Source organism: Ferrovibrio sp. GW821-FHT12E11 (assembly GCF_058806975.1).
The window spans coordinates 1688548-1711601 of the sequence record NZ_JBXAQG010000001.1 but is presented as its reverse complement, the minus strand read 5'-3'; the positions used below and the strand labels follow the sequence as shown (position 1 = coordinate 1711601).

General features: G+C 65.4%; 23 protein-coding genes. 18 read left to right on the top strand and 5 right to left on the bottom strand.

All coding sequences use genetic code 11. The features are described 5' to 3' along the window. Nucleotides 1-13 precede the first annotated feature (13 nt). The 13 genes from AC1ROT_RS08440 to AC1ROT_RS08380 all read left to right on the top strand — a co-directional run bounded on the left by AC1ROT_RS08440 (nucleotide 14) and on the right by AC1ROT_RS08380 (nucleotide 15606). Nucleotides 14-1807, top strand: coding sequence for a flagellar hook-length control protein FliK (locus AC1ROT_RS08440; protein ID WP_492998379.1), 1794 nt, complete (start codon nucleotides 14-16; stop codon nucleotides 1805-1807). 23 nt (nucleotides 1808-1830) lie between these two features. After that, nucleotides 1831-2934 carry a FlgD immunoglobulin-like domain containing protein gene (locus AC1ROT_RS08435; RefSeq protein ID WP_492998376.1) on the top strand — a complete coding sequence of 368 codons (1104 nt, stop codon included), beginning with the start codon at nucleotides 1831-1833 and terminating at the stop codon, nucleotides 2932-2934. Nucleotides 2935-3029: 95 nt separating this feature from the next. After that, nucleotides 3030-3344, top strand: coding sequence for a CtrA inhibitor SciP (sciP, locus tag AC1ROT_RS08430; RefSeq protein ID WP_492972660.1), 315 nt, complete (start codon nucleotides 3030-3032; stop codon nucleotides 3342-3344). A 165-nt stretch (nucleotides 3345-3509) separates the two neighbouring features. Continuing rightward, entirely contained in the window at nucleotides 3510-5156 is a 1647-nt protein-coding gene (fliF, locus tag AC1ROT_RS08425; protein ID WP_492998374.1) for a flagellar basal-body MS-ring/collar protein FliF, read from the top strand. Nucleotides 5157-5179: 23 nt separating this feature from the next. Further along, nucleotides 5180-6193, top strand: a complete 1014-nt coding sequence (gene fliG, locus AC1ROT_RS08420) for a flagellar motor switch protein FliG (RefSeq protein WP_492972662.1) — start codon at nucleotides 5180-5182, stop codon at nucleotides 6191-6193. Between the two features lie 62 nt (nucleotides 6194-6255). Continuing rightward, nucleotides 6256-6909, top strand: a complete 654-nt coding sequence (locus AC1ROT_RS08415; protein ID WP_492972663.1) for a FliH/SctL family protein — start codon at nucleotides 6256-6258, stop codon at nucleotides 6907-6909. Nucleotides 6910-6956: 47 nt separating this feature from the next. After that, a complete protein-coding gene (gene fliN / locus AC1ROT_RS08410; RefSeq protein WP_492972664.1) occupies nucleotides 6957-7292 on the top strand; it encodes a flagellar motor switch protein FliN in 336 nt (111 codons plus the stop codon). Nucleotides 7293-7332: 40 nt separating this feature from the next. Further along, complete coding sequence (flbD, locus tag AC1ROT_RS08405; protein WP_492998371.1) at nucleotides 7333-8703, top strand: sigma-54-dependent transcriptional regulator FlbD; 1371 nt, start codon at nucleotides 7333-7335, stop codon at nucleotides 8701-8703. A gap of 34 nt (nucleotides 8704-8737) precedes the next feature. Continuing rightward, complete coding sequence (gene flhA, locus AC1ROT_RS08400; RefSeq protein ID WP_492972666.1) at nucleotides 8738-10864, top strand: flagellar biosynthesis protein FlhA; 2127 nt, start codon at nucleotides 8738-8740, stop codon at nucleotides 10862-10864. 14 nt (nucleotides 10865-10878) lie between these two features. Next, nucleotides 10879-11952 carry a flagellar biosynthesis protein FlhF gene (locus tag AC1ROT_RS08395; protein WP_492998370.1) on the top strand — a complete coding sequence of 358 codons (1074 nt, stop codon included), beginning with the start codon at nucleotides 10879-10881 and terminating at the stop codon, nucleotides 11950-11952. Beyond that, on the top strand, nucleotides 11949-12788 hold the full coding sequence (locus AC1ROT_RS08390; protein ID WP_492972669.1) for a MinD/ParA family protein: 840 nt from the start codon (nucleotides 11949-11951) through the stop codon (nucleotides 12786-12788). The genes AC1ROT_RS08395 and AC1ROT_RS08390 overlap by 4 nt, the downstream gene beginning before the upstream one ends. Nucleotides 12789-12815: 27 nt before the next feature. Further along, entirely contained in the window at nucleotides 12816-14606 is a 1791-nt protein-coding gene (locus AC1ROT_RS08385; RefSeq protein WP_492998368.1) for a hypothetical protein, read from the top strand. 88 nt (nucleotides 14607-14694) lie between these two features. Continuing rightward, nucleotides 14695-15606, top strand: coding sequence for a DMT family transporter (locus AC1ROT_RS08380; protein WP_492998367.1), 912 nt, complete (start codon nucleotides 14695-14697; stop codon nucleotides 15604-15606). Here AC1ROT_RS08380 and AC1ROT_RS08375 read toward each other — a convergent pair. Next, a complete protein-coding gene (locus AC1ROT_RS08375; RefSeq protein ID WP_492972672.1) occupies nucleotides 15594-16031 on the bottom strand; it encodes a flagellar export protein FliJ in 438 nt (145 codons plus the stop codon). The genes AC1ROT_RS08380 and AC1ROT_RS08375 overlap by 13 nt on opposite strands. Nucleotides 16032-16057: 26 nt before the next feature. After that, complete coding sequence (fliI, locus tag AC1ROT_RS08370) at nucleotides 16058-17386, bottom strand: flagellar protein export ATPase FliI (protein ID WP_492972673.1); 1329 nt, start codon at nucleotides 17384-17386, stop codon at nucleotides 16058-16060. A 272-nt stretch (nucleotides 17387-17658) separates the two neighbouring features. Here fliI and ctrA point away from each other — a divergent pair, with 272 nt between their 5' ends. Then, nucleotides 17659-18378, top strand: coding sequence for a response regulator transcription factor CtrA (ctrA, locus tag AC1ROT_RS08365; protein WP_492972674.1), 720 nt, complete (start codon nucleotides 17659-17661; stop codon nucleotides 18376-18378). 67 nt (nucleotides 18379-18445) lie between these two features. Continuing rightward, complete coding sequence (locus AC1ROT_RS08360; RefSeq protein ID WP_492998366.1) at nucleotides 18446-19396, top strand: DNA methyltransferase; 951 nt, start codon at nucleotides 18446-18448, stop codon at nucleotides 19394-19396. Nucleotides 19397-19399: 3 nt separating this feature from the next. On the opposite strand, the gene AC1ROT_RS08355 is transcribed toward AC1ROT_RS08360, so the two are convergent. After that, entirely contained in the window at nucleotides 19400-20029 is a 630-nt protein-coding gene (locus AC1ROT_RS08355) for a histidine phosphotransferase family protein (RefSeq protein WP_492998364.1), read from the bottom strand. Nucleotides 20030-20114: 85 nt separating this feature from the next. Between AC1ROT_RS08355 and AC1ROT_RS08350 the strand changes: the two genes are divergently transcribed. From AC1ROT_RS08350 to AC1ROT_RS08340, 3 genes are read left to right on the top strand one after another with little or no spacing between them, the layout of a single operon-like run. Next, entirely contained in the window at nucleotides 20115-20294 is a 180-nt protein-coding gene (locus AC1ROT_RS08350) for a DUF3553 domain-containing protein (protein ID WP_492972677.1), read from the top strand. 20 nt (nucleotides 20295-20314) lie between these two features. After that, on the top strand, nucleotides 20315-21106 hold the full coding sequence (gene cysQ, locus AC1ROT_RS08345; RefSeq protein WP_492998362.1) for a 3'(2'),5'-bisphosphate nucleotidase CysQ: 792 nt from the start codon (nucleotides 20315-20317) through the stop codon (nucleotides 21104-21106). Next, nucleotides 21106-21678, top strand: coding sequence for a DedA family protein (locus tag AC1ROT_RS08340; RefSeq protein ID WP_492998361.1), 573 nt, complete (start codon nucleotides 21106-21108; stop codon nucleotides 21676-21678). The genes cysQ and AC1ROT_RS08340 overlap by 1 nt, the downstream gene beginning before the upstream one ends. On the opposite strand, the gene trhA is transcribed toward AC1ROT_RS08340, so the two are convergent. Both trhA and AC1ROT_RS08330 read right to left on the bottom strand, forming a co-directional pair. Next, nucleotides 21675-22343: a PAQR family membrane homeostasis protein TrhA gene (gene trhA / locus AC1ROT_RS08335; protein WP_492998359.1), complete on the bottom strand. Its 669-nt coding sequence runs from the start codon at nucleotides 22341-22343 to the stop codon at nucleotides 21675-21677. The two genes, AC1ROT_RS08340 and trhA, sit on opposite strands and share 4 nt — an antisense overlap. Before the next feature lie 74 nt (nucleotides 22344-22417). Further along, nucleotides 22418-22978 (bottom strand): periplasmic heavy metal sensor, encoded by a 561-nt coding sequence (locus tag AC1ROT_RS08330; protein WP_492972832.1) that lies wholly within the window; start codon nucleotides 22976-22978, stop codon nucleotides 22418-22420. Between the last annotated feature and the right edge of the window lie 76 nt (nucleotides 22979-23054).

Sequence of the window (23054 nt, the reverse complement as noted above, 5' to 3'; positions counted from 1 at the left end):
AATGAGGTTTCCCATGCAAGTGAACGCGGTCAACAGCTCTGTCGCTCCCGTCACCGGCCCCAGCCAGGCCGATGAGACCAGTCGTCGCGCCGAGGATTTCTCGCGCGTGCTGCAGACGGCCTTCTTCGGCCAGGGCAGCCAGGCCGTGGCCAAAGCCGGCGAGCAGGCGGCCCAGGATCAGGCCCCGCGCACCGAAACCCGGCCGGTGGAACGCCCGACCACCGCCGAACGCCCTGTCACCGATCGTCCGGTCGAGCGTCCCGCCGAGCGCCAGCCTGAGCCGAGCGCCAGCCGCGACCAGACCGCCAAGACTTCCGAATCTGCGCCGTCCAAGCCGGTCGACAAGCCCGCCGAGCAGCCGGCCAAGGCCGACAAGGCTGACGACAAGCCCGCCAAGGATGCCGCCCCGGCCGATACCGATACAGCGCCGAAGGCCGAGGAGGCCCCGAAGGCTGAAGCCGCCAAGCCGGCAACGGCCGAAGGCGAGACGGCAGAAGAAGACACGCTGGAAGACGTCGCCAAGCCGGTGGTGGCTGCCGCTCCCGATGCCTCCCTGATTCTCAGCCTGTTGCAGCAGTTGCAGACGCCCGTGGTCACGCCGGTTGCCACCGTTGCCGCAGGCGGCGAGACCGCTGTCCCGGCGGTTGCCGCCACCGGTCTGATTGCCCCGGTCACCGTCGAAGCCGCGCTGGCCGCCCAGGTGGCCGGCGAAATCGAGATCGCTACCGAAACTGTCATGCCGGTGTTGACGCCGGTTGTCGCCGATGCGACCGCCGTTGTCGCCACCAAGGAAGCGACCGAAACCAGTGTCGCCGCGCTGCTGTCGCAGCAGCAGACCATGACCAAGGAAGATTTCGCTGCGATCCAGCAGGCGCTGACCCGCCAGGCCGAAAGCCAGCTGCAGGCCGATGTGCAGACCCAGGCCGTCGAGCCGGAGCTGCAGGTGCAGATCGCGCAGCCGATCGTCACTGGCCTCGTCGCGCCGAAGAGCGAAGGCAAGACCGAAAAGACCCTCACCGTCGATGTGCAGACGGTCGGTGCCGTTGCGGCCAAGAGCCTGGTCGACCAGTCGGCGCTGATGGCGATGCAGGGCGACGACGAGAGCGCCGATGCGGCCCAGCTGATGCAGCAGCAGATGCAGGCGCAGCAGGCCCATACGAATGCCGTGCCGGATGGAAAATTCGCCACCGCCCTGCATCTGCAGGCCGCTGCCGAGGTCGCCGTCCCGGTCAACACCTCTGCCACCACGCAGAGTCCGGCGCATCTGGCGCCGCAGGCCGGTTCCGTCGCCACCGTGTCGGGCAGCCAGGCCGCGCAGGCGAGCCAGCATGCCAGCAACCAGACGCTGGCCCGCAATCTCAATGCCTATGTGTCGGCCGGCGAACAGGTGGCCGTGCAGATCAAGCGCGGCGCCGCCGAAGGCATGGACAAGATTTCGATCCGTCTCGATCCGGGCAACCTCGGCCATGTCGACATCAAGATGGAAGTCGGTCATGACGGCCGCCTGATGGCTGTGATCGCGGCGGAAAAGCCCGAAACCCTGCAGATGCTGCAGAAAGACTCGGCCAGCCTGGAGCAGTCGCTGCGCGATGCCGGCCTGAAGACCGACCAGCAGTCGCTGAGCTTTGCCCTGCGCGACCCGAACCAGAATCAGGATGGCCGCGACGGCGGTCAGGGGCGCGGCAACCAGCGTGGCCGCGGTCATGACGATTACGCCGATGCCGGCCGCACGGATCCCGTGCAGACCGCCGCTGCCGCCAGTGCCCAGCGCGCTGCCGCGCGCGGCGGGCTTGATATTCGCATTTAAAGATTGCCGCGAGGAGCACCATCATGGTCACCGCAGTCACCACCACCCCGACCACCACCAACACCACGCCGACCGCCTCTGAAAATGCAGGCGTGTCGCTGGCGAAGAATTTCGATACCTTCCTCACGCTGCTGACCACGCAGCTGAAGAACCAGGATCCGACCTCGCCGATGGACTCGAAAGAGTTCACCAACCAGCTGGTGATGTTCAGCCAGGTCGAACAGTCGATCAATCAGAACAAGAATCTCGAAAAGCTGATCTCCCTGTTCGGCTCGCAGCAGAGCTCGAACCTGGTCAACTACATCGGCAAGCAGATCGATGTCGATTCGAACAAAACCAATCTCACCGCTTCGACGCCTGCCACCTGGTATTACGATCTGCCGAGCACGGCGGCGGCCGGTGAGCTGCGCGTGATCGACAGCAGTGGCAAGATCGTTCATACCGCGGCGCTGCAGAAGGCCGAAGGCGAGCATTCCTTCATCTGGGACGGCACGCTTGCCAGCGGCAACAAGGCGACGCCGGGCGAATACAAGCTGGAAGTGGTGGCCAAGGATGCCACCGGCGCCAACATGAAGGCGGCGATCAAGACCCGCGGCCTGGTGGAAAGCATCGAACGCGTCGATGGCACCGATTTCCTGGTGGTCGGGGGCAAGAAATATGCGGCCTCCGATGTTCTGACGCTGCGTGCCGCGACGCCGGCGCCGGGCCTGCCGCAGGACAACGGCTCCTACGTCAACTACATCGGCAAGGAAGTCGAGTTCTACGGTGCCAACACCGTGTTCCAGGGCGGCGATGCCAGCTGGAGCTACGGCGTGGCCAGCGGCGCCGCGACGGTGGCGATCAAGGTCTACGACTCCAACAACAACCTGGTCCACAGCGCCACCGGCGATGCCACCAAGGGCCGCCACACCTTCGACTGGAATGGCGTCAAGACCGACGGCACCACGGCCACCGAAGGCGAAATCTACAAGATCACGGTCGAGGCCAAGTCTGCGAGCAACACGGCGGTCGGCGTCGACGTGCTGGCCAAGGGCAAGGTCGACAGCGTGGCCTTCGAAAACATGCAGGCGATGTTCTCCATCGGCGGCCTGGGTGTGCCGCCGAGCTGGGTCGTGGCGGTGCACTGATCCAGGCCAGCAACCACTCATCTTCACGTTTAGGGCTTTGTTAAAAGCGGATAGATACCATGCAGAACCTCCAGTCCTTGAATTCCCGAGCGCGTATGCTGCCGTCGCAGAGCCAAGCCAGTGTGATCGGCCCGGAAGGGCAGCGGATCACACGCGACAGCCTGCCGGCCGCCAACACGAAACGCTGGGTTATCCGCCGCAAAGCCGAGGTCGTGGCCGCCGTGCGCGGCGGGCTGCTGACGCTCGACGAAGCTTGCGAGCGCTACGCCCTGACGGTGGAGGAATTCCTCTCCTGGCAGCGCGCCATCGAGCAGCATGGCCTGCCCGGCCTGCGCACCACCCGCCTGCAGGAATACCGGCCCGGCAGCCTACCGGAGCCTGGCCTTCGCCCGGCACGGATTTCGCCGTAAATCGCTAAATAAATCTCGCCATTCAGGGCAACATCCCGGTAGGCAAAATTTGCCGGGGTGTTAACCTCTTTTTCATCCCGCCTACCTACCCTGCAAACAGGCAGGAAGGGCCTGCCGCAACGCGTGCCGGGTGCATGGGGTGATGCCGTGAATGGTATTATGAATATGATGCGGAATATCGGTCCGGCGCGCCTGGCGATGCTGGCGGCCACCGCAGCCGTGCTGATCGGCTTTTTCGTATTCCTCGGCTTGAAGATCACGCAGCCGAAGATGGCGCTGCTCTACGGCAACCTCGACCTGCAGTCCTCGGGCGAGATCGTGGCGCGCCTGGAAGCCCAGAAAATCCCCTACCAGATCGCCGCCAACGGCGCGCAGATCCTGGTGCCCGAAGACCGCGTCCTGCGCGCCCGCATGCAGCTGGCCGAAGGCGGCCTGCCGTCGGGCGGCGGCGCCGGCTACGAGATCTTCGACAAGGCCAATGCCCTGTCGGCCACCAATTTCATGCAGAATATCAATCACTTGCGTGCGATGGAGGGCGAGCTGGCCCGCACCATCCGCTCGATCGACCAGGTGGCCTCGGCCCGGGTCCATCTGGTGCTGCCCAAGCGCGAGGTGTTCAGCCGCGACCAGCGGGAGCCCTCGGCCTCGATCGTGATCAAGACCCGCGGCGGTCGCCTCGACCAGCCGCAGGTGCGCGCCATCCAGAATCTGGTCGCCTCCGCCGTGCCAGACCTGAAGCCGTCGCGGATCGCCGTGATCGACGACCGCGGCAACCTGCTGGCCGGCACCCAGGAAGAGCCCGACGCGGCGACGGCTGGCGCCAACCGCATGGCCGACATGCGCCGCCAGAACGAGGAGCGCCTGCGCAAGAATGTCGAGGCGCTGCTGGAGCGCTCGGTCGGTGTCGGCAATGTGCGCGCCGAGATTTCGGTCGATATGGATTTCGACCGCGTCACCACCAATCAGGAGCTGTTCAATCCGGATCAGCAGGTGGTGCGCTCGACCCAGACCATCAGCGAGAATAACCAGAGTTCGGAAGGCCAGCAGAACGTTTCGGTCGCCAACAACCTGCCGGAAGCGCAGGGCCAGGGCGGTTCGCAGCAGTCATCCTCGGGCAACCGCACCGAAGAACTGGTCAATTACGAAATCTCCAAGACCGTGCGCACGCAGGTGCGCGAAGCCGGCGTCATCCGCCGCGTTTCGGCTGCCGTGCTGGTCAACAACATCATCCAGGTCGATGGTTCGGGCCAGCGCTCGTACCAGGCGCGCTCGCCCGAGGAAATGCAGCAGATCAATGCGCTGGTGCGCAATGCGATCGGCTTCGACCAGCAGCGCGGCGACACCATCGAAGTGGTCACCATGCGCTTCGCCGAGCCCGGCGACGTGCCTGAGGAAGTCGATCCGGCGAGCATCCCGGTCTTCCTCGGCCTGACCAAGGCCGACCTGTTCCGCATCGGCGAGATCGCCGGCTATGTGCTGCTCGGCCTGCTGGCCATGCTGCTGGTGGTCCGCCCGCTGATCCGCCGCGTGCTGGAAGCCTCGCAGGAAAGCGACGACATTCCGCCGGGCATGCTGACGCCGGCGATGCCGGCCCTGCCGATGGTGGTGGGTGGCGCGCCGCTGGCCGAACTGCCGGCCGCCCCCGATGCCGGCATGGCGCCGCCGACGCCCGGTATCGAATCGATGATCGACATTGCGCGCATCGAGGGCCAGGTGAAGGCATCGAGTCTGAAGAAGATCGGCGAGATCGTCGACAAGCATCCGGAAGAAGCGGTTTCGATTATCCGAAACTGGCTCTACCAGACCAGTTAATAGCTGCGGTCTAGGAGCGGCTCATGGCAGAAAAAGACTTCCGGCAGCTCAAGGGGCCTGACAAGGCCGCCATGCTGATGCTCGCGCTCGGCGAAGAGCATTCCTCCAAGATCTGGCCGTTGCTCGACGACGAAGAGATCAAGGAAATCTCGCAGAACATGGCCAACCTCGGCGCGGTGAATTCCGACGTCGTGGAAAAGCTGTTCCTCGAATTCGTCAACAACTTCTCCTCCACCGGGTCGCTGACGGGTACGTTCGACAGCACCGAACGACTGCTGATGAAGGCGCTGCCGTCCGAGCGCGTCAATCAGATCATGGAAGAAATCCGCGGCCCGGCCGGCCGCACCATGTGGGACAAGCTCGCCAACGTCAACGAAAACGTTCTGGCCAGCTACCTGAAGAACGAATATCCGCAGACCGTCGCCGTCGTGCTGTCGAAGATCCGTCCCGAGCATGCCGCCCGCGTGCTGGCGGCACTGCCGGAAGAATTCTCGATGGAAGTGGTCATGCGCATGCTGCGCATGGAAGCGGTGCAGAAGGAAGTGCTCGACAAAGTCGAGCAGACGCTGCGCGCCGAGTTCATGTCGAACCTGGCGCGCACCAACCGCCGCGACGCCCACGAAATGATGGCGGAAATCTTCAACAGCCTGGATCGCAACACCGAGGCGCGCTTCCTCGCCGCCCTGGAAGAGCGCAGCCGCGACGCTGCCGAGCGCATCAAGGCCCTGATGTTCACCTTCGAGGATCTGATCAAGCTGGATCCGTCCGGCGTGCAGACCCTGCTGAAGAATGTGCCGAAGGAAAAGCTCGGTCTGGCGCTCAAGGGCGCCTCCGAGACGCTCCGCGACCTGTTCTTCTCCAATATGTCCGAACGCGCGTCCAAGCTGCTGCGTGAGGAAATGGAATCGATGGGTCCGGTGCGTCTGAAGGATGTGGACGAGGCGCAGCTGCTGATGGTCACCACCGCCAAGGAACTGGCGGCCAAGGGCGAAATCATGCTGGCCGACAACAAGGGCGAAGACGAACTCATCTACTGATGAGGCCGATTTTACGAATCAAGCCGGTTTTCCGGATCAAGAAGGGCATGGCGTAACCACTGATGGCAAGCAAGGCGAAATTCCTGTTCGACATGCCCTTCGACGGCACCAAGCCGCGGGTCGAACGCAATTACGCGCCCAAGGCGCCGCCGCCGAAATTCTCGGCCGAGGAAATCGATGTCGCCAAGGCTGCGGCTTATGCCGATGGTGAGGCGGCCGGGCGCGCGGAAGCCTATGGTGAGCATCAGCAGCGCCTGGAGCAGGCGCTCAAGGCGATCCAGCTGCAGCTCGCGGCCATTGCGCGCGGCGAGGAGCGCTCGCAGATCGCCGCCCGTTCGGAAGCCACCGAACTGGCCGTGGCGATTGCGCGCAAACTGGCGGGCCGTCTGATCGAGCGTCAGCCGTTTGACCAGATCGAGGCCCTGGTGCTGCGCTGCATGGACGACATGCGCGAGGAGCCGCGCCTAGTGGTGCGGGCTGCCGAACCGGTGATCCAGCATCTGGATCAGAAGATCGACCAACTGGTGGCGCAGTCGGGTTTCGGCGGCAAGGTCGCCCTCGTGCCGGACGAGACGATGGCACCCACCGATTGCCGCATCAACTGGGCGGATGGCTCGGCCGAGCGGCGCCAGGCGACTCTGGAGCAGGATGTCGAGCAGGCGGTTGAACGTTATATCGCCGGCCTGCAGGCGCAGCTGGCGGAGCCGGAACAATGATCGGCGCGTGGCGGTTGGTCGCCGCAGCGACCAGGGAGTGATCGAGTATGGCTGACAGCGACGATCTCGAGTTGAAGGACCTGGGGCAGACCCCGGGCATGATGGAAGAGGAAGATCCCAATGCAGCGCGGACTGCAGCGGATCTCCAGGCCGTGTTCGATATTCCCGTGCATGTTTCGGCAGTGCTGGGCAAAGCCAATATGCAGGTCAGCCAGTTGCTGAAGCTCGGTCGTGGCGCCGTGGTCGAGCTCGACCGCAAGGTCGGCGAGGCGATCGATATCTATGTGAACAACCGTCTGGTGGCGCGTGGCGAAGTGGTAGTGGTGGAAGACCGCCTGGGCGTGACCATGACGGAAATCATCAAGGGCGGCCGCGGCGGTTGATGCGGCCTGTATCTGAAGCGGTAAGCTGGGGCGGATTGTTATGCGACTGATCATCATTGGCACGCTCAACGGGCAGATCGGTGCGGCAACGCGCATTGCGCTGCAGCGCGGCGCCAAGGTCATGCAGGTGGACGATATCGAGCAGGCGCTCAACACGCTGCGCGCCGGCAAGGGCGCGGACCTGGCCATGATCGATGTGAGTCTCGATGTGAAGCACCTGGTCGACAGCCTGAAGGCGGAGCGCATCAACCTGCCGGTGGTGGCCTGCGGCATCGGCAACGATGCCCGCGCCGCGGTGGCTGCGATCCGTGCCGGCGCCAAGGAATATCTGCCGCTGCCGCCGGAGGCCGATCTGATCGCCGCCGTGCTGGAAGCGGTGGCCGAAGACAGCCACCAGATGATCTTCCGCGATCCGGCCATGGGTCAGGTGGTCAAGTTGGCCGAACAGATTGCGCCCAGCGGCGCCTCGATCATGATTACCGGCGAAAGCGGGACCGGCAAGGAAGTGATGGCGCGCTTCATCCATGCGCGTTCGCCGCGCAGCGAGCGGCCCTTCGTCTCGGTCAATTGCGCCGCCATTCCCGACACGCTGCTGGAATCCGAACTGTTCGGCCATGAAAAGGGCGCCTTCACCGGTGCGGTGGCGCGGCGCCTGGGCAAGTTCGAGGAAGCCAATGGCGGCACGCTGCTACTGGACGAAATCAGCGAGATGGACGTGCGCCTGCAGGCCAAGCTGCTGCGCGCCATCCAGGAACGCGAGATCGACCGCATCGGCGGGAGCAAGCCGGTCAAGGTCGATATCCGCGTCATTGCCACCTCGAACCGCAACCTGGCCGATGAAGTGGCCAAGGGCAATTTCCGCGAAGATCTTCTGTTCCGCCTGAATGTGGTGAACATCAAACTGCCAGCGCTGCGTCAGCGCCCGGCCGATGTCGAACTGCTGGCGACCCATTTCCTCAAAAAATATGCCGAGGCGAACGGCGTACCGGAGCGGGCGATGGCGCCGGCCACGCTGGAAGCCCTGCGGCAAGCGCCTTGGCGCGGCAATGTGCGCGAGCTGGAAAACACCATGCACCGCGCCGTGCTGCTGGCGCTGGGCGCGCAGATCGAGATCGAGGATGTCCGCCTGCCGGACGGGACGGCGCTGTCGGAAGCCATCGGCCGCCCGGGCGGCGCCTCGGCCATGCTCGAAACCGAAGGTGGTGGCCAGATCAATCTGGTCGGCCGCACGGTTGCCGATGTGGAGCGAGACCTGATTATCGACACGCTGAAGCATTGCCTCGGCAATCGCACCCATGCAGCGACGATCCTGGGAATCTCGATCCGCACGCTGCGCAACAAGCTGAAGCAGTATACCGACGAAGGGCTGGCCGTTCCGGCCGCCAACGAAGGTAGTCGCGTCACCGCCTGAGGCGGCGACGCATTGGGGTTGAGGAGAGACGGGTATGGCGGAGAATCTGCCGGCTGATGCCGCACCTGCCGCCGCGCAAGGCGGCGGTGGCGGCGATCTGTTCGGCCGGCTGCGCAATATCGGCCAGCATGGCGATATCATTCTCGCCATTGGCGTCATGGCGATCCTGTCGGTGCTCATCCTGCCGATGCCGACCTGGCTGCTCGACATTGCCCTGGCGATCTCGATCACCATGTCGGTCATGGTGATGATGACCTGCCTGTTCGTCCAGCGCCCGCTCGAATTCTCCAGCTTCCCGACCGTACTGCTGATCACCACGATGCTGCGGCTGTCGCTGAATCTGGCGTCGACCCGCCTGATCCTCAGCCATGGCCATGAAGGCACCGATGCCGCCGGCCATGTGATCGAGGCCTTCGGCCAGTTCATCATGGGCGGCAACCTAGTGATCGGCGTTATCGTCTTCGCCATTCTGGTGATCGTGAACTTCGTCGTCATCACCAAGGGTTCCGGCCGTATCGCCGAAGTGTCGGCCCGCTTCACCCTCGATGCCATGCCCGGCAAGCAGATGGCGATCGACGCCGATCTGTCTGCAGGCCTCATCGATGAAGCCACCGCCCGCCTCCGCCGTAAGGAGCTGGAAGACGAGTCCGGCTTCTTCGGTTCGATGGACGGTGCGTCCAAGTTTGTGCGTGGCGACGCCGTCGCCGGCATCCTGGTCACCTTCATCAACCTGATCGGCGGTGTGCTGATCGGCGTGATCCAGAACGGCCTCAGCTTCGCCCAGGCGCTCAACACCTATTCGATCCTGTCCGTCGGTGACGGCCTGGTGGCGCAGATCCCGGCCCTGATCATCTCGGTCGCCGCCGGTATCATGGTGTCCAAGGGCGGTGTTACCGGTTCGACCGACAAGGCGCTGTCGCGCCAGCTGTCCTCGGTCAAGGCGCTCGGCATGTCGGCTATCCTGTCGGCCGGCTTCGCGCTGATCCCCGGTATGCCCTTCTTCCCCTTCATCCTGCTGGCGGCCATCACCGGCGGTCTGGCCTATGCTGCAGATCAGGCGGAGAAACGGGCCAAGGTTGCGGCCTTTGTGCCGCCGCCCGAACCGCTGGCGCCGCTCAGTCCGCTGGACGAGCCGGTCACCAGTGCGCTGGCTATCGACGATCTGCGCCTGGAGCTGGGCTTCAGCCTGCTGCCGCTGATCAACGATGCGCGCGGCTATCGTCTGACCGACCAGATCAAGGCGCTGCGCCGCCAGATCGCCATCGATATGGGCTTCATCATGCCCAGCGTGCGTATCCTCGACAACATGCAGCTGCCGGGCACCACCTATGTGATCCGGGTCAAGGAAGTGGAAGCTGCGCGCGGCGAAGTGCGCCCGAACGCCCTGCTGGTCATGGATCCGCGCGGCGAGCGCATCGCGCTGGCCGGCACCGAGACCGTCGAGCCGACCTTCGGCCTGCCGGCCATGTGGGTTGACGAGAACATGCGCGACGAGGCGATGTTCCGCGGCTATACCGTGGTCGATCCGGGCACCGTCATCACCACCCATCTGACCGAGGTGGTGAAGGACAACATGTCGGACCTGCTCAGCTTCGCCGAGACCCAGAAGCTGATCGACGAGCTGAAGAAGAGCAACGAGAAGCTGGTGGGCGAAGTGATTCCGGGCCGCATCAATGTCAACGGCGTGCAGCGCGTGCTGCAGAACCTGTTGTCCGAGCGCGTTTCGGTACGCGACTTCGCCTCCATCCTCGAAGCCATCGCCGAAGCCAGCGGCTATACCCAGTCGATCACCCAGATCACCGAGCATGTGCGCGGCCGCCTGGCACGGCAGATTTCCAACGCCAATGTCAGCCCCGATGGCTATATCCCGCTGGTGACCCTGTCGCCGCAATGGGAGCAGAATTTTGCCGAGGCGCTGGTCGGCCAGGGCGAAGATCGCCAGCTCAGCATGCAGCCCTCGCGCCTGCAGGACTTCATCGCCCAGGTGCGCCAGACCTTCGAGCGTCTGGCTTCCGAAGGCCATATGCCGGTCCTGCTCACCAGTCCGGCGATCCGGCCCTATGTGCGCTCGATCATCGAGCGCTTCCGCCCGGCCACCGTGGTGATGTCGCAGCAGGAAATCCATCCGAAGGCCAAGCTTCGGACGGTTGCCCAGATCTGAGGATGACCTAGACGATGCGGCTCAAGACCTTCCAGGCAGCGACGATGACCGAGGCGATGGACCTCGTGCGTCAGGCCTTGGGCGATGAGGCAATCATTGTATCGACCTACAGCCATCGCAATGGCGAGGGAGTCGAGATCACTGCGGCTGTCGAGCAGCGCAGCGATGACGATTTTTCCACGCCCGAAGCGCAGGCGCTGCGTTACGGGCAGGGCAATGGCCGGCTGTTCGTGCCGGGCGAGGATTTTGCCGACCACCAGCCCGAACAGGTGGGCGAACTGATCCTGGGCGCACTGCAATGGCATGGCGTGCCGGCCCGCGTGGCCGAGCGTCTGGCCCAGGCCGCCATGCGCGTCGGCCTCGACGATCCGGTGGGGGCGCTCGCCGAAGCGCTGGACGAGACCTATCGCTTCCCGGGCCTGAGCGGTGACAACCGGCCGCTGATCCTGATCGGCCCGCCGGGCAGCGGCAAGACCATTGCCAGTGCCAAGATCGCGGCGCGCTGCGTCATCGACCGCCGCCGCGTGCATGTGATCTCCTGCGATGGCAGCCGTGCCGCAGCCGGCGAGCAGCTGGCGGCGCTGTGCCGCGTGATGAATGCGCCTTTCTCTGAAGCCGGCGATGCCCGCGATCTGGCTGCCGCCATCGCGGCGGTGCCGCCGGAGGCCAAGCTGGTGGTGGACACTGCCGGCGTGAACCTGCATGACGGTGCCGACCGCAAGCTGCTGACCGGCCTGATCCAGGCCAGCGGTGCCGAGCCGGTTGCGGTCTTTGCCGCTGGCGGCGACGCCATGGAAATCGGCGAGCTGGCGGCGCAGGCCGTGGCGCTCGGCGCCCGCCGCTATATCGCCACCCGTATCGATGCGTCGCGCCGCCTGGGCGCATTGGTGGCGGCCGCCGATCTGGGCGGTCTGGCCTTTGCCGATGCCAGCGCCAGTCCCTTCGTGGGCAAGGGCTTCGAGCGTTTCGATGCCCTGCTGCTGGCCCATCGTCTGCTGGCTGATCCGGATGCCCAGGCCACTGTCGACCCGGATCTCGATGCCCGTTATTTTGCCCCGAAACCCGCTGCCCTGAAGGCCGCTGAATGACCGTGATAACCATGACGCCGACCACGCCGACGCCTCCTTCCGCTGCTCGCCCGGTCCGCCATCCATCCGCGGCCATGCGACAGTCCAATGTGATTGCCATCGCCTCGGGCAAGGGCGGTGTGGGCAAGACCTGGCTCTCGGTCACGCTGGCCCACAGCTTCGCCCGCCAGGGCCAGCGCGTGCTGCTCTTCGACGGCGATATCGGCCTGGCGAATGTGGACATCCAGCTTGGCCTGATGCCGGATCGCGATCTGGGCAGCGTCATCGCCGGCCGTTTCAGCCTGGCCGATGCGGTGATGCCGTCCGAAGCCGGCTTCGATATCATCGCCGGTAAATCCGGTTCCGCCTCGCTCGCCACGCTGGATGTGCCGGCCATGACCGCGCTGCGCGACGAACTGATGCAGCTAGCCAAGAGCTACGACCGCGTCATCATCGATCTGGGCGCCGGCGTCGATGCCGTGGTGCGCACCTTCTCGTCGGCCGCCGCCATCACCCTGGTGGTGACCAATGACGAACCGACAGCGCTCACCGATGCCTATGCCTATATCAAGCTGGCGCGCATGGCCGACCGCAATGCCGATGTGCGCGTGGTGATCAACATCGCGCAGACGACCCGCGAGGGTGAGCGCACCTATGCCAAGCTCAACAAGGCGGCCGAGAATTTCCTGAAATATTCCCCGCCGCTGGCCGGCGTGGTCCGGCGCGACGACAAGGTGCGCGATGCGATCCGCAACCAGGTGCCGCTGCTCACCCGCCATCCGATGTGCGAGGCGGCCGAGGATATCGAAGCCCTCATGAATGGCCTGATGCGGACCGCGCCCGCAGTGCAGCCCTGACCATGACGGCATAGCAGGCAGAGACGCATGAGCGATCTCGGCCCGCTTGCGCCTGCGGCCCCTCCGGTTTCATCGACGCCGGCCACCGCGCCGGTTGCCCAGCCGCCGGCACCGCAGACTCCCGCGCCGACCAGCGGTCAGACTCCGCCATCGCCCGGCACGCTGCTGCAGGGCAGCGCCGCCGCCATCGATGCCGCCGCCAGCGAACTGAGCCAGGGCGGCCAGATATCGGCCCAGGTGGTGGCGCGCGACCAGGCCGCGCTGGTGATCCGCACAGCGGCGGGCAACCTCATCAGCCTGGCCGGCGATCTCGCGGCCAAGCTCGAACAGGCCAATATCGCGGTGCTTACCGCCGCGCTGAAAATCCAACTCACCCCGCAGAACCCGCAACAGGCCACGGTGCTCAGCGCCAATGGCGTGACGCTGCAGCCGCCCCTGCCGGCTCTGGCGCAGCCGCCGACCGCCGCGCAACTGGCGCTGGCCGTATCGCCGCCGCAGCCTTCGGCATCGCCGACGCCGGTGCTGCCGCAGCCGGGCCAGACTCTGAGCGCCGTGGTGGTCGCGCCGCCTGCACCGGGCACGCCAGCCGCCGCCATGCCATTGCCGGCAGGCAGCCAGTTGCAGGTGGTGGTGCAAAGCGCCACCTTGCCCGCCACGCCAGCCACACCGGCGGGCGCTACGCCATCGATGCCGCTGCCGGCCGCCGCGGGCACACCCGCCGCGATTCCGCCGGCCGCAACACCAGCTGCCGCCACGCCGGCCGTGGCGCCGGCTGTGACTGTGCCGGCGCCCTCGATTCCGACCACGCTTTCAGCACCGCTCGCCGCCGCCTTGCTGCAACAGGCCGCGGCCACGCCGCACACCGCTCCGCAGCCGATCCTGCCGCAGGCCCAGGCGGCCCAGCAGGCGCTGCCCTCTGCATTGGCGAACCAGCAGCCCCTGCCGCAGCCGGCGATGGCCGGGCAGGTGATCACCGGCGTGGTTTCGGGCCAGACTGCCAACGGTCAGATGCTGGTCAGCACACCGCAGGGTATCTTGACCCTCAGTCTGAGCCAGCCGCTGCCGGCCGGTACGCAGCTTTCGCTCGAACTCGCCGCCATCACCCGGCCGCCGCCACCGACCGCCACCGCCCTCGGCCCGCCGCCGCTTGGCAGCGTGCTGACGCGGCTGCAGGGCGAATGGCCGACACTGCAGCAGACGCTCGATGCCGTGCGCGCCACCGATCCGGTGCTGGCCCAGCGCCTGCAGGATATGCTGCCGCAGGCCAATGCGCGGCTGGCCTCTGCCGCGCTGCAGTTCATGGCCGCTGCCGCGGCCGGCAGCGCCCAGGCCTGGCTCGGCGCCGAGACCGTGCGCAAGCTGGAGGGTCAGGGCAAAGGCGACCTGCTGAAAAAGCTGGATGACGATTTCCGCGAACTTGGCCGCCTCAACAGCCGCCAGGGCGATACCGACTGGCAGGCGGTGGTGATGCCGATGCTGATCGGCGGCAAGGTCGAGCCGATCCAGATTTTCATGCGCCGGCGCAAGAACAAGGAAAAGAAGCAGTCGCAGACCCGCTTCATCATCGACTTCGATCTGGAAAGCACGGGGCCGATCCAGTTCGACGGTTTTGTCGGTCCCAAGCAGCTGGATCTGGTGCTGCGTTCGGAAAGCGAATTCGGGCCGGCCTTCCGCCTGGATGTGACCGGCATTTTCACCAGCGCCCTGGAAATCACCGGCATGGTCGGCTCGATCCGCTTCCATGACCGGGAAAAACCACTGCCCTGGCCGAGCCCCGAGCTGGAAGGCCGGGCCCACAGCACCGAAATCAAGGCCTAGGCCCCACCTCTCGCGACAGGCGCAAGAAACGGATATCGATACGACGCGACAGCGCTACAGTGCGCCGGCGCTGAGGGAGAGCGGCAGGATGAGATTGCAGGTCTGGCTGATGCTGCTGGCGCTTTCGGTGCTGTGGGGTGGCTCGTTTTTCTTCGTTGCCATCGCCGTGCGCGAACTGCCGCCGCTCACGCTGGCCACCTGCAGGGTCGGGCTGGCGGCCATGGTGCTGCTGCCGGTGCTCTACGCCACCGGCCGGCGGCTGCCGGCAGACGCCGCCACCTGGCGCGCCTGCATCACCATTGGGCTGTTGAACAACGTGATTCCCTTCTCGCTGATCTTCTGGGCGCAGAGTCAGATTCCCAGCGGGCTGGCTTCGATCCTCAACGCCACCACGCCGATCTCGACGGCGCTGGTCGCGCATGTGTTCACGACGGACGAGAAGCTGACGCCGAACCGCATCCTCGGCGTGCTGCTGGGCTTTGCCGGCGTCGCGGTGATGCTGGGCCCCGATCTGCTCACCGGCCCGGACAGTCTTTTGAGCCATAATGTGCTGGCGCAGGGCGCCGTGCTGCTGGCCACGCTGTCCTATGCCTGCTCGGGGGTCTACGGCCGGCGCTTCCGCCAGATGAATGTCGAACCGGTGGTCGTCGCCGGCGGACAGCTGCTGTCCTCCACCGTCCTGCTGCTGCCCATCGCGCTGCTCGCCGACCAGAGCTGGCGGCTGCCGCTGCCGTCATGGCAGGCGCTGGCGGCCTTGCTGGCGCTCGCCATCTTTTCAACGGCGCTGGCCTATGTGCTGTTCTTCCGTGTTATGGCCGCCGCCGGCAGTAACGTCAATCTGGTGACTCTGCTGGTGCCGGTCAGCGCGATCCTGCTGGGGGTGCTGGTTTTGGGGGAAACCCTGGCGCCGCGCCATTTTGTCGGCATCGGCGCGATTGCACTCGGTCTGGCCGCGATTGACGGCCGCCTGCTGCGCCGCTGGCAGAGTCAGCCCGGCTGATCGCCCGGTTGTTCCTGGCGGCGGCGGAAGCCCTGCAGGCCGGCCTCGTCCATCTCCGCCTGCTCGCGCTTTTCCTGCTTCTGGCGTTCGCGCTTTTCCCAGTTCTCGAGCACCAGTTCGTATTTCTTCAGCTCGCGGAAAGCGTCGTTGACCTCTTCCTGGGCGGCGGCGATGCGGTCGATCACTTCCTCGCGCGAGACATCCAGATTGGCGCGACGCTCGCGGTTCATCTTGCGATAGGCGGCAAAGCCGAAGCTGGCTTCATAATGCTGGGTGGCAACCTTGCGTTCCTGTTCCAGCTGCTCGTCCAGCGCCATCATCTGGCGCTCGATGCCGGTGCGCAGGATTTCCAGATCGACAACGACGCGACGCCGCTCGTCGAGCTTCCATTTCCATAACCGGATAAGGCCGCCAATGCCGCGCATGGTTCAGGTCCTGCCGCTTGCCGACATCAGCGCGAGATGCCTTCACCCTGGAGGAAGATATCGGCCAGCTGGACGTAGCAGCCTTCCAGATCGGCGCGCTCGCTTTTCTGCTGCTTGAGGAAGGCTTCCAGCATTGGCTGGTAACGGATTGCCTCATCGACTTTCGGATCGGAGCCGTTGCGATAGGCGCCCAGCCGGATCAGTTCGGCCATGTCGTCATAGGTGGCCATCAGCTGGCGCGCCCGCGTCACCAGCAGGTTTTCATCTTCGGTATTGCAGCCCGGCATGGTACGGGAAATCGAACGAAGAATATTGATGGCGGGATAGCGGCCGCGCTCGGCGATGGCGCGTTCCATCACGATATGGCCGTCGAGAATACCGCGGGTCGCATCGGCGATCGGCTCGTTATGGTCGTCGCCGTCCACTAGCACGGTGAACAGCCCGGTGATGCTGCCCTCCTCGGTGCCGGGGCCGGCGCGTTCCAGCAGGCGCGGCAGTTCGGCGAAGGTGGTGGGCGGATAACCCTTGGCCGTTGGCGGTTCGCCGCCCGACAGGCCGATCTCGCGCTGGGCCATGGCGAAACGCGTCACCGAGTCCATCAGGCAGAGCACCTGGTTGCCCTGGTCGCGGAAATACTCCGCCACCGCCAGCGTCATATAGGCGGCCTGGCGGCGCACCAGCGCCGGTTCGTCCGAAGTGGCGACCACGATCACGGTGCGGGCGAGGCCCGCTTCGCCCAGATCGTCCTCGATGAATTCCTGCACCTCGCGGCCGCGTTCGCCGATCAGGCCGACCACGTTGACGTCGGCTTCGGTGTAGCGCGCCATCATCGACAGCAGCACGGATTTACCCACGCCCGAGCCGGCGAAGATGCCCATGCGCTGGCCGCGGCAGCAGGAGATGAAGGTGTTGATCGAGCGGATGCCGAGATCGATCTTGGCGCCGACGCGCTTGCGCGAATTGGCCGGCGGCGGATTGGCGCGTAGCGGATAGGGCCGGTTGCCGTTCTGCAGCGGCGGTCCGCCATCCAGCGGACGGCCGAGGCCATCGATGACGCGGCCGCGCCAGCTCAGATCGGGATAGACCACCGGCTGGTCCTCGCCGACCACGGCGCGGCAGCCCAGGCCGACACCGTCGAGCGAGGCATAGGGCATCAGCAGGGCGCGGTTCTGGCGGAAGCCGACCACTTCGCATTCGACATTGCGGTGGTCGCGGGCCAGTAGATGGACGCGGGAGCCGATGGACAGGTGGCGCTCGACACCGGCGATTTCGACCAGCAGGCCTTGGATGGAGGTCACCCGGCCGGTGAAGCTGACATCCTTGATCCGGTCCAGGTCCATCAGCAGGCTGTGCATTGCGCCTCATCCATCGGGTTGAAAAAAGACCCTACAGGTCAAAGCCTTAACCGGCGGTAAAGCCTCTGGTTATGGCAGCCCGGCCAGGCCAATTTACCATGGTTTTTCGGGCCCAGCCTGCCCATATAGGATGCAGCGTTAAAGAATGCGTTAACTTCGTTTGTTAACGATGGTAAATTAACCCGAATCGGGCGGAAAAACGCCAAACCTAGGATGACGGGCCTGTTGATAACCCGCAATCCGCAAACGCCACCGCGCGTGGGGGTGCTGCCATGCGAGTGCTGTTGATCGAAGACGACGCCAATATGGCCAAGAGCATCGAACTGATGCTCGGCGCCGAGGGCTTCAATGTCTATCGCACGGAATACGGCGAAGAGGGCTTGGACCTCGGCAAGCTGTATGACTACGACATTATCGTGCTCGACCTGAACCTGCCCGACATGCACGGCTATGACGTGCTGAAAAAGCTGCGGGCCGCCAAGGTGAACACCCCGATCCTGATCCTCTCGGGCATGGGCGAGCCCGACAAGAAGGTGAAGGGCCTCGGCTTCGGCGCCGACGACTACATCACCAAGCCCTTCAACAAGGACGAGCTGATCGCGCGCATCAACGCCATCGTGCGGCGCGCCAAGGGTCATTCGCAGTCAGTGATCCAGACCGGCAAGCTGACCGTCAATCTCGACGCCAAGTCGGTCGAGGTCGAGGGCGGCCGCCTGCATCTGACCGGCAAGGAATATGCCATGCTGGAGCTGCTCTCGCTCCGCAAGGGTACGACGCTGACCAAGGAGATGTTCCTCAATCATCTCTACGGCGGCATGGACGAGCCGGAGCTGAAGATCATCGACGTCTTCATCTGCAAGCTGCGCAAGAAGATCGCCTCGGCCACGGCCGGCGACAATTACATCGAGACGGTCTGGGGCCGCGGCTATGTGCTGCGCGACCAGGTCGAGCCGGTGGCCGCTGGCGCCAAGCGGGCCGCTGGCGCACGCTGAGCCGCGCTGAACGGAATCTGGGAAAGCCGGCCATGGGCCGGCTTTTTCATGTGCTAGACTCATGCCCATGACGACGCGCGAATCATCAGATGTCGATATCCGGACGGGCGATGCGCTCGACATTCTGTCGACACTGCCGGACGCATCCGTCGATCTGGTGATCGCCGATCCGCCGTATAACCTGAACAAGGATTACGGCAACGGCTCGGATACCCGCGATTTCGACGCATATCTGGATTTCTCGCGCCGCTGGCTGGGTGAATGCCGGCGGGTGATGAAGCCGCAGGCCACGCTTTATGTCTTCATGGGTGTGCGCTTCATCTCGTATATCTACGACATTCTGGAGCGCGAACAGCGCCTGCGTTTCAACAGCTGGATCTGCTGGCATTACACGCAGGGGCTTGGCAAGACGCGTGGTTTCTCACCGCGCCATGACGATATCCTGATGTTCACGGCATCCGACGCCTTCACCTTCAATCTCGACGCCGTGCGCGTGCCGCAGAAATACTATCGCGAGCGCAACAACATGCGGGGCGCCAATCCGGGCGATGTCTGGGGCTTTTCCCATGTGCATTATTCACATCCGAACCGCCAGCCGCATCCGACCCAAAAGCCTGAAGGGCTGATCGAGCGCATGGTGAAGGCGTCGAGCCATCCCGGCGATCTGGTGCTTGATCCCTTTGCCGGCAGCGGCACGGTGCCGCGGGTCTGTCAGCAACTGGGCCGGCGCTGTATCGGGATCGAGCTTAATCCCGATTATGTCGCCGGCATCGAACAGCGGCTGGCGCAGCCGTTTGACGGATTCGACAGTATCGATCCGCGCATGGAACGCGTGCCGCTCGACCTGCGGCGGGCGGACTTACGCGAAAGCTATCTCGCCAATCATGAAGACTGGTTTCTCGACAAGCACGAGAATGCAGTCGACAAATTCCGCAAGGAAGTGAGGCGGGTCTATGGCGGCAAAGGTGCGCTGCCACCAGCCGCCGATGACGGCGACGATCCTTTCGACGGGCAGTAGGCGTCAGGCCGTAAAGCTCAGGCGCAGCGTTTCGCCTTCGGTGCTGCTACTCACGCGATGGCCGGCGCTTTCGGTCAGCAGCCGGGCATAGCGGGCCACGGCCGGACCGGGATCGCGGGGCCAGTCGGCGGCATCGCCGAAAGCCGCCGCGATGTCCTCGTTCCAGCGCAGCATGGCGCCTTCGCCGCGGATCGCCCAGCCATTGCCCTCGCGCTGCAGCGTCAGCGTGCCGCCGCGCGGCAGGGCGCCGCCGGCCAGCGACAGGCCCAGCAGCAGCGCCTTGCCCAACGGCTTGGGGATATCGGCATCCTGTTCGGGCAGGTGCAGGGCGAGTTTGCCGCCGGCGAAATAGTCGCGCGCCACCCGGCCCAGTTCCGACAGGCCCAGGCTGTCCTGCAGGCCCCCCGAAGCGCCCAGCGCCAGGCGGAAAAAGCCCAGCCGCCGCGCGGCATCGCCGGCCGATTGCGCGATCAGGCCGATGGCTTCCTCGCGCATCGCGGCATCGGTTTCCTCGGCCAGCAGTTCGACGCCGTTATTCACCGCGCCGATGCTGCCGGCCAGGTCGTGGCAGAGCCGCGAGCAGATCAGCGCGATCAGTTCGGCCGTTTCGGCGGTGGCGGGCGGATGTCCCATGCGGATTCCCGAGTTCGGCATATGGCAGGCGGGCGTCGCCCTGTTTAGAATGTCCGCTTCAGGCAAGCAACAGCGAGTATCGGGCATGCTGGCGCCATATGCTCCGGGCGACTGGGTGGAGAATCCGCTGGAACGGGACTGGGGCCCGGGCCAGGTGCAGTCTGCGGTCGGCCCGCGCGTCACCGTGAACTTCCTGCATGTCGGCAAGCGCCTGATCAATACCGAACAGGTGCCGCTGAAGACCATCCGGCCGCCGGAAGACTGAGCTGGGACTGTGAAACCGTCATGAGCACCGATCTGCGTCCGTTAGGCGCCGCCCTGCTGCCGCTGGCGCGCGAGGCCGGTGCCGCCATCATGGCGGTCTACGCCACCGCCTTCGCCACCCGCGCCAAGGCCGATCACAGCCCGGTCACCGATGCCGACGAGGCGGCCGAGACCATCATCCTGCAGGGCCTGCACCGGCTGACGGCCGATGTGCCGGTGGTGGCGGAAGAGCAGATGTCGACCGGCCATGTGCCGCAGATCGATGGCGAGCGTTTCTGGCTGGTCGATCCACTGGATGGCACGCGCGAATTCGTCGAGCGCAACGGCGAATTCACCGTCAATATCGCCCTGATCGAACGTGGCCGGCCGGTGCTCGGCATCGTCAGTGCGCCGGCGCTGGGCGACACCTGGCTCGGCATCGCCGGTATCGGCGCACGCCGCTTCAACGGCCATAGCGACACGGTCGGGCGCGAGATCGCCGCACGTACCGTGCCACGCGCGGGCGCCCAGGTGCTGGTCAGCCGCAACCATCGCGAGGCCGCGGTGGATGCCTGGCTGCAGAAGCAGCTCGCTCCGCTGACCTGTACGGTCGGCAGTTCGCTGAAATTCTGCCGCATCGCCGAAGGTGCGGCTGATCTCTATCCGCGCTTTGCCTCGATCTCGGAATGGGATACCGCGGCGGGGCAGGCGGTGCTGGAGGCTGCCGGCGGCGCGGTGCTGACCTGGGATGACCATTACAGGGAAGGCGGCCCGCTGGCCTATGGCAAGCCGCAATTCCGCAACCCGGGTTTCCTGGCGCGCGGCGCGCTCTGATGGCGCAGATCGGGGCGCTGCTTGACGAGTTCGGTTATCTCGCGGTCCTGATCGGTACGTTCCTCGAAGGCGAAACCATCCTGGCGCTGGCCGGTTTTGCCGCGCATCAGGGCTATCTCCGTCTCGACCTCACGATCCTCGCCGCCTTCATCGGTTCGGCGACCGGCGACCAGCTGTGGTTCCTGCTGGCGCGCTGGCGCGGCCGCCGCTGGCTGCTGCAGCGACCGGACTGGCAGGCGCGGCTGGCGCCCGCCACCCGCTGGCTCGAACGCTATCCGGTGCTGTTCGTTCTGGGCTTCCGCTTCGTTTACGGCATCCGCAATGTGGCCCCGGTGGCCATCGGCCTCAGCAATGTGTCGACCGGCCGCTTCGTGCTGCTGAATCTGTTTGCCGCCGCGATCTGGGCGACGGTGTTCGGCTGGCTCGGTTATCTGTTCGGCGAGGCGATCGAGACTCTGCTCGGCCGGCTGCAACGCTTCGAGCATATCCTGCTGGCGGGACTGGTGCTGGCTGTCGCGCTGGTTTTTCTGGCGCGCTGGCTGGCCCGGCGTCTGCGGCGCAAGCTGCCCTAGACGACGGCCACGTCCACCAGGATGGCGGCATAGTGACAAGCCGCCGCTGCCAGCACGAAAACATGCCAGATGGCATTCTGGAACGGCAGGCGCTCCCACAGATGGAAGACGACGCCCAGGCTGTAGAGCGTGCCGCCGGTGATCAGCAGGATCAGGCCGGCCAGCGAGGCGCTGCTGACCAGTGGCTGCAGCGCCGCCAGCACGGTCCAGCCGAGCAGCAGGTAGACGGCCACCGACAGCCTGTCGAAGCGCGTGGGATAGATCAGCTTCAGCGCCACGCCGATCAGCGCCACGCTCCAGACGAAGCCGAGCAGGGCCCACCCCCAGGCGCCGCCGATCAGCAGCAGGCTGAACGGCGTGTAGGTGCCGGCGATCATCACGAAAATGGCGGCATGGTCGAAACGGCGGAACAGGGCTTTGCGTTGCGCATGGCTGGTCAGGTGATACAGCGCCGAACAGCTGATGGTGGCCAGCAGGCCGAAGCCATAGAGGCCGAGGCTGATGCCGCGCGGCAGGTCCGGGTTCAGGCAGAGCAGCACGACCAGCGTGGCGACCGCGCCGACGGCGAAGGCGAGGCCCAGCAGATGCACCACGGCATCGGCGATCAGCTCGGCACGGCTGCACTGTCGAGGAAGAGATTGGCGAGCGACAGACTGACGGACCATGACGGCGCTCCCGACAAAAGACGAGAGCAGCTTACAGGATAAAATGCGGCGGGAGAATGACGGCTTTTGCAGGCTTAGCGGTAGAGGTCGTCGCCGCGTTCGCTGACCTGGGCCGGTTCATAGCCGCGCAGCGAGGCGAAGAGCAGCAGCTGGTCGGGTGTCAGCGTATCGCGGGCGGCCAGATGGCCGCGCAGGCGGGTGGCGCGGATGCGGCCCTGCAGCGAGCCGATCTTCTGCGTCAGCGCATCGATCCGGGTCGGCTCGACATTATTCTCGACAAAGGCGCGGTCCAGCCGGCGTTCCTCGATGACAACGCGGCGGGCCAGCGAGGTCACCTCGGAGTCAAGGTCATGCTGCATCTGCCGCAGGCGCTGGCGTTGGTCAGGCTCCAGGCCGAGCGCATCGGCCAGCAGCAGCAGGCTCTGCGGGGCGGGGAACAGGTTGCGCTCGCTGAGCGTCAGGTCGGCGGCATTGGCCGGCACCACGAAGGCGGCGGTGGGCGGAATGGTCGGAATATCCGCATCGGCTGCGGCCTGCGGCTGCGGTGTGCGCAGCTGCTCGCGGGTGATCGAACCGACAGCGACCCCGGCGGCAAGCGTCAGGCCGAACAAAAGCGTGGCGACCAGACGGCGCATCACAACATCTCTCCCTAAATTTACGGGCGGCCGAATCTCTCTGTGGATTCGGCAGCGAGCGCAACCTAGGGCGGTC

Bases quoted from the DNA above. Each gene is read 5' to 3' on its own strand.
- AC1ROT_RS08395 (WP_492998370.1), top strand. From the start codon at position 10,879: ATGCGGCTCAAGACCTTCCAGGCAGCGACGATGACCGAGGCGATGGAC.
- AC1ROT_RS08355 (WP_492998364.1), bottom strand. From the start codon at position 20,029: ATGGGACATCCGCCCGCCACCGCCGAAACGGCCGAACTGATCGCGCTG.
- trhA (WP_492998359.1), bottom strand. From the start codon at position 22,343: ATGGTCCGTCAGTCTGTCGCTCGCCAATCTCTTCCTCGACAGTGCAGC.
- AC1ROT_RS08390 (WP_492972669.1), top strand. From the start codon at position 11,949: ATGACCGTGATAACCATGACGCCGACCACGCCGACGCCTCCTTCCGCT.
- fliI (WP_492972673.1), bottom strand. From the start codon at position 17,386: ATGCACAGCCTGCTGATGGACCTGGACCGGATCAAGGATGTCAGCTTC.
- flbD (WP_492998371.1), top strand. From the start codon at position 7,333: ATGCGACTGATCATCATTGGCACGCTCAACGGGCAGATCGGTGCGGCA.
- ctrA (WP_492972674.1), top strand. From the start codon at position 17,659: ATGCGAGTGCTGTTGATCGAAGACGACGCCAATATGGCCAAGAGCATC.
- AC1ROT_RS08360 (WP_492998366.1), top strand. From the start codon at position 18,446: ATGACGACGCGCGAATCATCAGATGTCGATATCCGGACGGGCGATGCG.
- fliN (WP_492972664.1), top strand. From the start codon at position 6,957: ATGGCTGACAGCGACGATCTCGAGTTGAAGGACCTGGGGCAGACCCCG.
- fliG (WP_492972662.1), top strand. From the start codon at position 5,180: ATGGCAGAAAAAGACTTCCGGCAGCTCAAGGGGCCTGACAAGGCCGCC.
- AC1ROT_RS08380 (WP_492998367.1), top strand. From the start codon at position 14,695: ATGAGATTGCAGGTCTGGCTGATGCTGCTGGCGCTTTCGGTGCTGTGG.
- flhA (WP_492972666.1), top strand. From the start codon at position 8,738: ATGGCGGAGAATCTGCCGGCTGATGCCGCACCTGCCGCCGCGCAAGGC.
- AC1ROT_RS08375 (WP_492972672.1), bottom strand. From the start codon at position 16,031: ATGCGCGGCATTGGCGGCCTTATCCGGTTATGGAAATGGAAGCTCGAC.
- sciP (WP_492972660.1), top strand. From the start codon at position 3,030: ATGCTGCCGTCGCAGAGCCAAGCCAGTGTGATCGGCCCGGAAGGGCAG.
- AC1ROT_RS08350 (WP_492972677.1), top strand. From the start codon at position 20,115: ATGCTGGCGCCATATGCTCCGGGCGACTGGGTGGAGAATCCGCTGGAA.
- AC1ROT_RS08385 (WP_492998368.1), top strand. From the start codon at position 12,816: ATGAGCGATCTCGGCCCGCTTGCGCCTGCGGCCCCTCCGGTTTCATCG.
- AC1ROT_RS08435 (WP_492998376.1), top strand. From the start codon at position 1,831: ATGGTCACCGCAGTCACCACCACCCCGACCACCACCAACACCACGCCG.
- AC1ROT_RS08340 (WP_492998361.1), top strand. From the start codon at position 21,106: ATGGCGCAGATCGGGGCGCTGCTTGACGAGTTCGGTTATCTCGCGGTC.
- AC1ROT_RS08415 (WP_492972663.1), top strand. From the start codon at position 6,256: ATGGCAAGCAAGGCGAAATTCCTGTTCGACATGCCCTTCGACGGCACC.
- fliF (WP_492998374.1), top strand. From the start codon at position 3,510: ATGATGCGGAATATCGGTCCGGCGCGCCTGGCGATGCTGGCGGCCACC.
- AC1ROT_RS08330 (WP_492972832.1), bottom strand. From the start codon at position 22,978: ATGCGCCGTCTGGTCGCCACGCTTTTGTTCGGCCTGACGCTTGCCGCC.
- cysQ (WP_492998362.1), top strand. From the start codon at position 20,315: ATGAGCACCGATCTGCGTCCGTTAGGCGCCGCCCTGCTGCCGCTGGCG.
- AC1ROT_RS08440 (WP_492998379.1), top strand. From the start codon at position 14: ATGCAAGTGAACGCGGTCAACAGCTCTGTCGCTCCCGTCACCGGCCCC.